Raw genomic sequence first — 11,905 nt, 5'->3', positions numbered from 1 at the left:
GAGAGGAAAATATGGCAGCTATAAAACAAATTTTACGTTCTATGCTATCTCAGAGTAGCTTATGGATGGTCCTATTTTCATTATATTCTCTATCTGGTTATTGCTATGTAATTACAGACAAACCAGAAGATGACTTCCATTCTTCATCCGCAGTAAAATGGGATCATTGGGGAAAGACAACTCTCTCAAGATTATCAAATAAAAAAGCCTCTGCAAAAGCTGTTTCAGGAACTGGTGCTACAACTGTCGGCTTTATAAAAGACACTTGGTCTCGAACATACGCAGTAAGATGGAATTATTGGGGGACCAAAGAACTCCCTACCAGCTCATGGGTAAAAAAATCAAAAGCAACAGGAATCTCCTCTGATGGGTCTATAATCGCGGGGATTGTCGAGAATGAGCTTTCTCAAAGTTTCGCAGTCACATGGAAAAACAATGAAATGTATTTGCTCCCTTCCACATGGGCAGTGCAATCTAAAGCGTATGGAATTTCTTCTGATGGCTCTGTTATTGTAGGGAGTGCTAAGGATGCTTGGTCGCGAACTTTCGCTGTGAAGTGGACGGGACACGAGGCTCAGGTGTTACCAGTAGGCTGGGCTGTCAAATCTGTAGCGAATTCTGTATCTGCCAATGGATCTATAATTGTAGGGTCTGTACAAGACGCCTCTGGAATTCTTTATGCTGTAAAGTGGGAAGGGAACACTATTACACATCTAGGAACTTTAGGAGGCTATTCTGCCATTGCAAAAGCTGTATCCAATAATGGCAAGGTCATTGTAGGGAGATCCGAAACATATTATGGAGAGGTCCATGCTTTCTGTCATAAGAATGGCGTCATGTCAGACCTCGGCACCCTCGGAGGATCTTATTCTGCAGCTAAGGGAGTCTCTGCAACTGGAAAAGTTATTGTCGGTATGTCCACAACAGCAAATGGGAAATTGCATGCCTTTAAATATGTCGGTGGAAGAATGATCGACTTAGGAGAGTATAGCTGGAAAGAAGCCTGTGCAAACGCTGTTTCTATTGATGGAGAAATTATTGTTGGAGTCCAATCAGAATAAGAATCGTCAGTTATCTACATTTATCTACGTTGATGTGTTAGCAATTTTCTGAGTATAGGACGACTTCCATAAGAACCCTAATCATCAAGGTAGATAAAGGCATGACATTCTCCTAGCTCTGTTTCAAATTTTCCTACGATTGTTTTGCCATCGTCAGAAACACCAAAAGCAAAAGATGCTGAACCTCCTAAAGTCCCCAAATCTATCATTCTTCCATCCACATATTTAAATGCACGGTATTCACCATCTGTTCTTGTAGAATGACCCACGATGACCTTACCATCCCTAGAAACTCCAGTTGCTACAGAGTAATCTCCTCCTAAAGTCCCGATATCTTTGATAACACCGTTGTGATAAACAAAGGCATGAACTTCATTTTCTTCACTGATGAACTCGCCTACGATAAAAGATCCATCTTTAGAAACTGCATGTGCTGACGATCTTTTAGCTCCTGGGATATTAGAAAGCAGATGTTGTTCACCGTCCTTCCAGTACACTGCCTTGGCAATTTCCTCGCTACCCATGGCGTCCCCTACAATCACAGAGCCACCTTCAGAGGCATCCCAAGCGCAAGAATGTCGATCTTCTGGTAAGTTAGGGAGAACAACCATTCCTGTTTCATCCCACTTCACAGCAAAGTTTGTCTCTGTATCATCACTATATAGGCACCCTACAATCGTCTTTCCATCACTGGAAACACCCTCTGCAAAAGATTGCATTCCCTCAGAAAATATTCCAAGATCAACAAGTGCACCGTTTACCCACTTCACAGCGCGGCAAGACGGATCTTGATCCGAGATTCCTATAATTACAGAGCCATCATAAGAAGCTTTAAATACCAAGGCCTCGGATCTCGGGACCAAACCTTCTAACAGAAATTTCTCACCATCAACATATTTAAATGCATTGCCACCTTCATAACCTACGACAACGCGGCCATCTCCAGATACACCTCGAGCCCAAGAATATAATCCAGAAGTTCCAATATCAATAAAATGTCCTGCAAACAGCGTCTGTGTTGTAAGAACGAAAAGTACCACAGAGAACACAACGCCTATCGATCTGTAATTTTGGCAACATGTCTTTTTCATAGGGACTCTAACAACAAAAATAATTTCAAAAACCACTTAACTTTATCTACATAGAGAAAAGACAACAAGTATGAAAATTGGAATTATGAATCACTTCATGAATTCCAAGCTTACGATTTACTTCGTTTATCTTTTCTCTACGATGCTTTTATTTATGTATATGGAACAGATAGGCGCGTTCAGCTCCAGCGTCAGTTTTTATAGAGCCAATGATATCGTTTCCTTCGCTAGATATGTCGAACACTCGAGCTTCTTCCCCTCCCAAAGTTGTTAAATCCTCCATTTCTCCTTCTGCATAGTAAAAAGCATGAATTTCTCCGGTCTTCACTGCTGAAAATCCTACGATGGCTCTCCCATCAGCAGAAACTCCAGTTGCGACAGAAAAACCTCCTCCTAGAGTGCCGAGATCGTGCATTGTCTCATCTTTGTGCATAAAGGCATGAGTCTCACCATTATTAGTCGTGGACCATCCTACAATTACTTTCCCATTTGCCGATATAGCCTCTGCTGAAGCGACACTACCTCCGAGAGTCCCCAAACTATACACAGCATTTTTATTCCATTTTACAGCAACGATGTGATTGCGAGAGATTTCCCCTCTCCCGACAATCACCGTACCATCCTCAGAGATTGCATTCGCCTCAGACCAGAGACCTTGAGGCAACAACTTCAATTGTTTGATTTTCCCTTTTTCCCACTTGACACCAACTTGCCATCCGTAATCCTCTCCACGAGCAGTTGCAGAGACTCCTACGATGATACTACCATCTCCAGAAACACCCCTTGCTACAGAATAGGTAGCTCCTAGAGTACCGAGATCTTTCATATCTCTACCGTCGAAGACAAAGGCATGAGTATATCCCTCTCTAGTATCTGACCACCCAACGACCACCTCTCCATCCTTTGAAATTCCCTCTGCAGATGAAGCCTCGCCACCTAAAGTGCCGAGATGTTTTATCAGGTGACTTTCCCATATGACAGCAGTCACACTACCTTGGCCAGCTCCCGAAGCTCCTACAATTCTACTGCCATTTCCAGAAATTGCATGAGCTTCAGACCACCCTTCCTTACTCAGTAACTCAAGATCTGTAAAGGTATACCCTTTCCAGTCTTCTATAGACTTCTGATATGGTGATTCCTGAGAAGTACTCGCATATCCTATGTTGGAAAGGGCCGCTGCACACAGCACTCCTCTAAACAGAGTGCAGAGCGTCAAATGACCTAGAACCTTTATCTTCTTACTCATATTTAAACCTAACTTTGTAAGTACGTTGATCCAAGTTAAAATCAACACTTAGTTAAACGGCTTATAGTTATAAGGATATGGCGGAAGAATTGCCAGAAGAAATTAAAAATATTTTTATTAGTCTCTGAACCTTTAAAGGCACTACACGTTGTATCTGTGTATTTTTAAAACTAAAAAGAAGAGTCCATAGTTGGGTACTTAATCAGCATTTCCAACTATGGACTGCACATGTTCTGATTATTTATTGAACAATAGCTTAGAAGCTAAGATTATAGCTACTTTGGCTTACTAAGCTTAGTGTGCCTGTTAAGGGTTGTTGATTCATAACTACTGACAACGTCACGAGTTGCTGTTGTCTTACGTCATAGTACATAGCAAGAGAAGCAAAAGGTCTTAAAACACTCACTGTAGAATTTTCCAAGACAAAGTTTCCCATAGCAGAGACGGATCCCTTAAATTCATCTATATGTGAATTCAGATCTCTCTCCACACCTAAAGTTGCTGCTGTACTCATTTTAGGGCTTAGGGAGGCAAATACATGCGCACCCATAAAGCTAGTAGCTGCTGAGTAGGCTACAGAATCATAGCTTACAGGAAATCGAACATTCTTCTCAGAATACCCTTCTCTACTTAGGTGGAGAACTTGAATGCCCATAAAGGGTTGCAGAACAACAGTTTCTCCTAAATTAAAGTCATAGCGTCCTTGAACTTGTCCTCCAAAACCTGACAAGACACTGCTTCCTAAGCCTTGTTCTGTGTAAGGAAGAGCTGCACGTTCTACGAGAGCATCTTGAGAGCCATAGTGGAGAGCTACTTTAAAGCCGCATTTAGGAGCTGAAGCGAGTTTCCAGTCCATAAAAGCTCCTGTGAGCAATTGCTGATTCTGCACGTTTCCATGAACTTGGGAACGGTAACTTAAAAACGTCCCTTTCTGTACATCATTTTGCACTGCAGGGCTCTGTTTTGAGATCGCACCTTTCACACTTGTAAAAGATGGTGCTCCTGAGGATACACTTTCAACTTTTGCACTATGCTGGATAAGCAATCTTTGTAGTTGTTGTTGGCTATTTTTCAAAGAGGAGTACGTAGCATTGATATCTACCATTCCACGTGGATTCTGGCTAGTTACGACAGTGCTTCCCCCATGGACAGGAGCAGGGCTCGGAGCTTGGAAAGGACATAGGAACGCATGCCAATCTCCAGATGGTACTTGTGCTCTACCCACAATTACCTTTCCATCTCCAGACACACCTTGAGCATAAGATTCAGGCCCTCCTAAAGTTCCTAAATCTACCATCTGTCCATCAGCATATTGGAATGCATGATATCTATGCTCAGAGTTCGTGGATACTCCTACAATCACAGAACCATCTGAAGATACTGCATGTGCTAAAGAATAAAAACCTCCGAGGGTCCCTATATCGCTCATAACACCGTTTTTATAAGCATAGGCATGAGTCTGAGAATCTGCATTTTCAGAACCTCCTACAATCACAGTGCCATCTGTTGAGATTGCACTAGCAACAGAAGTAGTTCCTCCTAAAGTCCCAATAACAGAGAGCTGATCCCCGATCCATTGTACTGCGGTATTTCTCCATGACACGTCTACCATGGTTCCTACAATTATAGAACCATCTGAAGAAATTCCGTTAACACAAGCATTCATAGCATCAGGAAGAGAAGGAAGTTGTGTAATCACGTCGTCCTCCCATTTCACAGCAACAGAAGCGCCAAGATTTATATTTCTATTCCCTCCAATCACTCTTCCATCTGCAGAAACTGCCGATGCTACAGAATCGAGGGTGTCAGGGAGCATGGGAAGTTCAGAAACCTTGCCATTTACCCATTTCACAGCAACACTACCCATCCCGATGGCATAGTTTGTACCCACAATAACCGTTCCGTCCGGGGTTATACCATTAGGGTATACAGAGCATTGAGGACGTACTGCCTCTAAGGGTTGCAAATGCCCATCAATATATTGAAATCCTACAGTTATAGCAAAAGGATCATCCGGAACTTTCATTCCTATAACAATTTTACCATCTCCAGAAACTCCTGTTGCTTGAGCAGCATGCCGAGGTTCTCCTGCTATATCAACAAGAGTATGTGCAAAAGATCCTGGAATTGCTGTCAGTAAGAATGCTGTTACCCAAAGATCTTTTCGATAAATCCATGGAGTAAGGACTTTCATAAATTTCATATGCGACCTAACTTTTTTAAAGGTTTCGGATCTGCTTAAACACGGAAGTGGCAATGCAGAATTTCTGACTATACTCATATTCAGACATGGCTGCAAGTAAGAAGAATATAGCTCAGATTATATTCTGAGCTATATTTTATCTGTTTATCTCTATCAACTATGGATAGAAATGTTCGCAAGAAAATTAAATTTTCTTCTTTAGAATCCTAAGGCATACCTAAGATCACTGGAAAATCCCATAACCCCTTGTAGAGGCTGTTGATTAACTCGTAGAATAAGATTCAGAGACTGTAGATAGGGAAGCTCATAGTTGACACGCATTTCCGCAAATGCCCTTGTGTGAGTCACATCAAGCTTTTCAAACACAAAGTTTCCAATAGACGCTATAGATCCTGAGAACCTGTCCGTATGGGCTGCAAAGTTTTGCTCCATTCCCATGCGTGTGCCTACATGTAAAGAATCTACAAGTGCAATATGAGATCCAATTCCTAAATACACTACACCTGTAGAATAGTCTATAGGATCATAGTGTACAGGAAATTGCACTGCATTTTCGGTATATTCTTTCCTTGTAATGTGGACAAACTGCAGTCCTAGGAAAGGCTGGACCCTGACATGTCCTCCGAGGCTCTTACCATACCGCCCTTCTATCTGAGCAGCGACCCCTTCAAAATGGCTCTCCCCACTCCCGGCTTCTGTATTCTCTAATTGCTCTCTTGTAATCGTGGCTTTTTGTTTTCCATATCCGAAAGACACCTTGACACTAGATCCTAGAGCATCAGAATCCTGCCATCCAATAAAGGCTCCCATCCAGAGTCTATTGTGGCTTACGTTAAAATTATTAGGAACGTGGGAGCTGAAATTATGGTCCAAAAACACCCCCAAACGATATTTAGGACGTATTTTGTATGCGATTCCAAAATATTGTGCTGCTAAATTGCTAGGGAGATTCTGCAAGGCATTCACATAAAGCCCGGCACCAAGAGCGATGTTACTCCTTCCAAACTCTGTGAACTCATGATCTGAGGCTCTCTGTAACATCATATTTTGTAGGTTGAATATGGAATTTAGCTGACGGCCATTTTCTCTTAGAGTTTTATACGTATTATCGAGATCAAAGAGTACATTATTAGAGGAGAAATCCGTATGACACATAAATGCGTGCCAACTGCCATCAGCAATTTGTGATCTACCCATGATCACTTTACCATCTGGGGACACTGTTTTTGCTGTAGAAGAGGTACCCCCAAGAGTCCCCAAATCTTTCATCTCACCATTATAGTATTGAAAAGCATGCACGGATTTATCGGCTGTCTGCGCCTGACCAACAATCACAGAACCGTCTGAAGAAACTCCAGTTGCTGAAGAATTCGCCCCTCCTAAAGTTCCTCAATCTTTCATTTGGTTATCTTTATACATATAGGCGTGGGATTCCTGATTCCCATTGGTTACAGTTGCTGTATTTGCCGCACCTACAATCACGGTGCCGTCTCCAGAAATATAAAGACCTGTAGAAGCATCTCCTCCTAAGGTTCCCAGATACGTAGGAACATTATTTACCCATTTTACAGCTGTAGTTTTCCTTGTTATCGTGCTCTCCATAGACCCAACAATAATCGTGCCATCATCAGATATAGCATACGCATAAGAGCTTCTAGAGCCTCCTGAAATATCTGCTAATTGTGTTACTGTAGTCGCTCCGCTTGCCCACTGCACAGCCTTGGGTTGCCCTGAAGCATCATATGAGAAACCCTCGATCACCTGAGTATCCTTAGAAATCGCACGCGCTTCCGTATGTGACGTCCCCCCCGTGATTCCAGTTAAGGGTGTTAAAGTGCCATCCGCACTCCATTTTGCGCCGTTATATTTTCCTGCACCTAGGCTACACGTTCCTACAGTGATCGTGCCATCGTAGGAGATTCCGTAAGCATAGCCGCTCTGATTTGCCGTTTCTACGGAAAGGATTGTGAATGTCTTCTTAGATACGTCGTATTTAAACGGCTGATATTCTACGGGAGTCGATCCCGCCTTAGTAAAATACCCAACAGAAAATGCACCATCTCCTGACAGACATTCGACCGAAGGATCTAAACCTAAATTTAAATCTATAAGACTATCTGCAAAGGATTCTTGAGAAGGAATCATAAATATTAGAGCAGCAACAGTCGAATAGCAGAGGCTCTTCTTTAACTGACTGTTCCACCATTTTTGATATAGACTCACTTGATTCCCTCCGCTCTTTTTTAGTAGAAAGCTTCTGTGTTTAGAAGATTTCTACATAAGTATTGTGAGTAAAAAACAAAAGCTTTAACAATTTTTATTGTCTATATTCTCAAACATCCATGTGATTTAAAAGAAGTTAGAGAATAATATTTTCATTCATTAGAAGATCGAGATGAAAAAATAAGATCTTCGTTGCAAGCAATTGATTTACTAAGATATAGCAAGAATAAAAGAAATAGTAGGTGTCTCCTTAAGGAAATTTTTTTATACTGCGTAAGAAACAAAACACTAGAGGAAAGACGTTCCTTCTCAAGGATGACAAGCCTTAAGAATAGAGCGCCGTAATACCCATGATCCCTTTTACTAAAACAATAGGGTTCCGTTTGTGGTTGGCTTGCGCCGTTGCTATCATTGCACCTCTAGGGATCAACATCGTATGGTTAAACCTAGATCAATACCGCACCATAGTCTCTGCTATTTCTACTGCACTGAAAGAAAACGCTGCTTTCAAAGCCAATACTCTCACTCAGATTGTCCCTTTGAATGTCGATGTTCTATCTCTATTTTCTGATGTCTTAGATTTAGATGCTGGTATTCCAGAGACTCCGAACGTTCTCCTTAGCAATGAAATGCAGAAAGTATTCCAAGGGATCTATAATGAAATCTCTTTAATCAAGGTATTCCCAAATGGAGATAAAATTGTTGTTGCTTCTAGCATTCCTGAACACTTAGGGGAAAACTATAATCACAAAATAGACATCCCTAAGAACACTCCATTTTTAGCAGCCCTAAAACAATCTCCTAAAAATCAAGAAGTCTTTTCTGTAATGCAAGCTAATGTTTTTGATGCAAAAACTCAAGAACTCCAAGGGATCTTATACACCACGTTCAGTGCTGAGAGCTTACTCAAAGATCTCCTGATAAACAAGCAATCCTATCTCACTGTAAAAACTGCGATCCTTTCCAAATACGGCGTTATCTTAAAAGCTTCTGATCCTGCTCTCCATCTCCATACTGTCTACCCTGACATGACGAAAGAAAAATTCTGCCAAGTTTTTCTCAATGATGATCCTTGCCCTATAGACTCAGAATTAGGTCCTTTAACTCTCTCCCCTCTGGATATTGGAGAAAATTTCTATTCTTTTAAAATCAAAGATACTGAGATTTGGGGCTGTATTGAAAATGTTCCCAGTATAGATATTGCAGTCCTTTCCTATGCTAAAAAAGAAGAGAGCTTTGCGCCTTTATGGCGCAGAGCTCGCATGTACACTGCCTATTTCTTTTGCATTCTCTTAGGGAGCCTCATAGCCTTTATTGTAGCAAGACGATTGTCGTTACCTATCAGAAAACTTGCCACTGCGATGATAGAATCTAGGAAAAACAAAAACTGCCTCTATACTGACGACTCCTTAGGGTTTGAGATCAACAGACTTGGCCATATTTTTAATGCTATGGTGGAGAATCTCCACAAACAGCAACACCTCGCTAAGACGAACTTTGAGATGAAAGAAAATGCACAGAACGCTCTACATTTAGGAGAGCAGGCTCAGCAGCGACTTCTTCCTAATACTCTCCCCAGCTATCCTCATATAGAACTCGCAAAAGCCTATATCCCTGCCATTACTGTAGGTGGTGATTTCTTTGATGTTTTTGTTGTAGGAGAGGGTTCGAAGGCTCGCCTATTCCTGATTGTTGCTGACGCCTCAGGGAAAGGTGTTAATGCTTGTGGGTATTCGCTATTTCTAAAAAATATGCTCAGAACATTCCTTTCTCGCTCTTCGTCTCTTCAACAGGCAATCCAAGAAACCTCACGCTTATTTTATAACAATACAAAAAACTCAGGGATGTTTGTCACTCTATGTGTGTACTGTTATCATCAAACTTCCAACACCATGGAATATTATTCTTGTGGACATCCTCCTGCCTGCTACCTAGATCCTGATGGCGAGACTTCTTGGCTATTCCATCCTGGAATGGCTTTAGGCTTCCTTCCCGAAGTTGCGAACATCACTTCAAAGCTATTTCATCCTAAGCCAGGGTCTCTCTTTGTCTTGTATTCTGATGGTATTACAGAAGCCCATAATAACAATAACGACATGTTTGGAGAAGAGCGCCTACAAGCTGCAATTCAAGGATTGACAGGGAAAAGTGCTGCTGATGCCGTCCACAGGTTGATGTTAAGTGTAAAAACCTTTGTCGGGAACTCCCATCAACATGACGACATCACCTTATTAATATTAAAGGTATTAGAATCATGAAACATACCTTTACCAAGCGTGTTCTATTTTTTTTCTTTTTAGTGATTCCCATTCCCCTACTCCTCAATCTTATGGTCGTAGGTTTTTTCTCATTTTCTGCCGCTAAAGCAAATTTAGTACAGGTCCTCCATACCCGTGCTACGAACTTAAGTATAGAATTCGAAAAAAAACTGACGATACACAAGCTTTTCCTCGATAGACTTGCCAACACATTAGCCTTAAAATCCTATGCATCTCCTTCTGCAGAGCCCTATGCACAGGCATACAATGAGATGATGGCACTCTCCAATACAGACTTTTCCTTATGCCTTATAGATCCCTTTGATGGATCTGTAAGGACGAAAAATCCTGGAGACCCTTTCATTCGCTATCTAAAACAGCATCCTGAAATGAAGAAAAAGCTATCCGCAGCTGTAGGGAAAGCCTTTTTATTGACCATTCCAGGTAAACCACTTTTACATTATCTTATTCTAGTTGAAGATGTCGCATCTTGGGATTCTACAACGACTTCAGGACTGCTTGTAAGTTTCTATCCCATGTCTTTTTTACAGAAAGATTTATTCCAATCCTTACACATCACCAAAGGAAATATCTGCCTTGTAAATAAGTATGGCGAGGTCCTCTTCTGTGCTCAGGACAGTGAATCTTCTTTTGTATTTTCTCTAGATCTCCCTAATTTACCGCAATTCCAAGCAAGAAGCCCCTCTGCCATAGAAATTGAGAAAGCTTCTGGAATTCTTGGTGGGGAGAACCTAATCACAGTGAGTATCAACAAGAAACGCTACCTAGGATTGGTACTGAATAAAATTCCTATCCAAGGGACCTACACTCTATCTTTAGTTCCAGTTTCTGATCTCATCCAATCCGCCTTGAAAGTTCCTCTCAATATTTGTTTTTTCTATGTACTTGCTTTCCTCCTCATGTGGTGGATTTTCTCTAAGATCAACACCAAACTTAACAAGCCTCTTCAAGAACTGACCTTCTGTATGGAAGCTGCCTGGCGAGGAAACCATAACGTGAGGTTTGAACCCCAGCCTTACGGTTATGAATTCAATGAACTAGGAAATATTTTCAATTGCACTCTCCTACTCTTATTGAATTCCATTGAGAAAGCAGATATCGATTACCATTCAGGCGAAAAATTACAAAAAGAATTAGGGATTTTATCTTCACTACAAAGTGCGTTACTAAGTCCGGATTTCCCTACGTTCCCTAAAGTTACCTTTAGTTCCCAACATCTCCGGAGAAGGCAACTTTCCGGTCATTTTAATGGTTGGACAGTTCAAGATGGTGGCGATACCCTTTTAGGGATCATAGGGCTCGCTGGCGATATTGGTCTTCCTTCCTATCTCTATGCTTTATCCGCACGGAGTCTTTTTCTTGCCTATGCTTCCTCGGACGTTTCGTTACAAAAAATCAGCAAGGATACTGCCGACAGCTTCTCAAAAACAACAGAAGGCAATGAGGCTGTAGTTGCTATGACTTTCATTAAATATGTAGAAAAAGATCGATCTCTAGAGCTCCTCTCGTTAAGCGAGGGAGCTCCTACCATGTTTCTACAACGAGGAGAATCTTTCGTACGTCTCCCCTTAGAGACTCACCAAGCTCTACAGCCTGGAGATCGGTTGATCTGCCTCACTGGAGGAGAAGACATCCTCAAGTACTTTTCTCAGCTTCCTATTGAAGAGCTCTTAAAAGATCCTTTAAACCCTCTAAATACAGAGAATCTTATTGATTCTCTAACCATGATGTTAAACAACGAAACCGAACATTCTGCAGATGGAACTCTGACCATCCTTTCATTTTCATAAACTTGCCTTCGG

8 protein-coding genes and 1 pseudogene are annotated in these 11,905 nt (G+C 41.5%); 3 read left to right on the top strand and 6 right to left on the bottom strand.

The window, feature by feature from the left end; all coding sequences use genetic code 11:
• The first annotated feature begins 11 nt into the window (after window positions 1–11).
• A complete protein-coding gene (locus CPB_RS04125) occupies window positions 12–1,061 on the top strand; it encodes an HAF repeat-containing protein (protein ID WP_010883436.1) in 1,050 nt (349 codons plus the stop codon).
• A gap of 77 nt (window positions 1,062–1,138) precedes the next feature.
• Here CPB_RS04125 and CPB_RS04120 read toward each other — a convergent pair whose 3' ends face one another.
• The 6 genes and pseudogenes from CPB_RS04120 to CPB_RS04100 form a co-directional block, all read right to left on the bottom strand.
• On the bottom strand, window positions 1,139–2,152 hold the full coding sequence (locus CPB_RS04120) for an HAF repeat-containing protein (protein ID WP_011126230.1): 1,014 nt from the start codon (window positions 2,150–2,152) through the stop codon (window positions 1,139–1,141).
• A gap of 148 nt (window positions 2,153–2,300) precedes the next feature.
• Window positions 2,301–3,398 carry an HAF repeat-containing protein gene (locus CPB_RS04115; protein WP_010892261.1) on the bottom strand — a complete coding sequence of 366 codons (1,098 nt, stop codon included), beginning with the start codon at window positions 3,396–3,398 and terminating at the stop codon, window positions 2,301–2,303.
• A 256-nt stretch (window positions 3,399–3,654) separates the two neighbouring features.
• Window positions 3,655–5,601: an autotransporter domain-containing protein gene (locus tag CPB_RS04110; RefSeq protein WP_226989979.1), complete on the bottom strand. Its 1,947-nt coding sequence runs from the start codon at window positions 5,599–5,601 to the stop codon at window positions 3,655–3,657.
• A 198-nt stretch (window positions 5,602–5,799) separates the two neighbouring features.
• Window positions 5,800–6,642: an autotransporter outer membrane beta-barrel domain-containing protein gene (locus tag CPB_RS04105; protein ID WP_264370740.1), complete on the bottom strand. Its 843-nt coding sequence runs from the start codon at window positions 6,640–6,642 to the stop codon at window positions 5,800–5,802.
• Between the two features lie 213 nt (window positions 6,643–6,855).
• Window positions 6,856–6,951, bottom strand: a pseudogene (locus tag CPB_RS05845) (hypothetical protein); the annotation flags it as partial.
• Between the two features lie 39 nt (window positions 6,952–6,990).
• The gene (locus tag CPB_RS04100) at window positions 6,991–7,824 is read right to left on the bottom strand and encodes a hypothetical protein (RefSeq protein WP_010883431.1); all 834 of its coding nucleotides are present in this window, start codon (window positions 7,822–7,824) and stop codon (window positions 6,991–6,993) included.
• A 350-nt stretch (window positions 7,825–8,174) separates the two neighbouring features.
• On the opposite strand from CPB_RS04100, the gene CPB_RS04095 reads away from it, so the two are divergent.
• The gene (locus tag CPB_RS04095; protein ID WP_010883430.1) at window positions 8,175–10,082 is read left to right on the top strand and encodes a SpoIIE family protein phosphatase; all 1,908 of its coding nucleotides are present in this window, start codon (window positions 8,175–8,177) and stop codon (window positions 10,080–10,082) included.
• The gene (locus CPB_RS04090) at window positions 10,079–11,893 is read left to right on the top strand and encodes a hypothetical protein (RefSeq protein ID WP_010883429.1); all 1,815 of its coding nucleotides are present in this window, start codon (window positions 10,079–10,081) and stop codon (window positions 11,891–11,893) included. The genes CPB_RS04095 and CPB_RS04090 overlap by 4 nt, the downstream gene beginning before the upstream one ends.
• The last annotated feature ends 12 nt before the right edge of the window (window positions 11,894–11,905 follow it).

The sequence above is a fragment of the Chlamydia pneumoniae TW-183 genome, from assembly GCF_000007205.1.
GTDB classification, from domain to species: domain Bacteria; phylum Chlamydiota; class Chlamydiia; order Chlamydiales; family Chlamydiaceae; genus Chlamydia; species Chlamydia pneumoniae.
Note: the sequence above shows the minus strand (reverse complement) of the source record. Positions and strands in the feature narration are given on the sequence as shown.

What these genes read in the sequence shown, in the direction of transcription:
- CPB_RS04115 (WP_010892261.1), bottom strand. Translation starts at nt 3,398, where the DNA reads ATGAGTAAGAAGATAAAGGTTCTAGGTCATTTGACGCTCTGCACTCTG.
- CPB_RS04090 (WP_010883429.1), top strand. Translation starts at nt 10,079, where the DNA reads ATGAAACATACCTTTACCAAGCGTGTTCTATTTTTTTTCTTTTTAGTG.
- CPB_RS04095 (WP_010883430.1), top strand. Translation starts at nt 8,175, where the DNA reads ATGATCCCTTTTACTAAAACAATAGGGTTCCGTTTGTGGTTGGCTTGC.
- CPB_RS04105 (WP_264370740.1), bottom strand. Translation starts at nt 6,642, where the DNA reads ATGTTACAGAGAGCCTCAGATCATGAGTTCACAGAGTTTGGAAGGAGT.
- CPB_RS04120 (WP_011126230.1), bottom strand. Translation starts at nt 2,152, where the DNA reads ATGAAAAAGACATGTTGCCAAAATTACAGATCGATAGGCGTTGTGTTC.
- CPB_RS04125 (WP_010883436.1), top strand. Translation starts at nt 12, where the DNA reads ATGGCAGCTATAAAACAAATTTTACGTTCTATGCTATCTCAGAGTAGC.
- CPB_RS04110 (WP_226989979.1), bottom strand. Translation starts at nt 5,601, where the DNA reads ATGAAATTTATGAAAGTCCTTACTCCATGGATTTATCGAAAAGATCTT.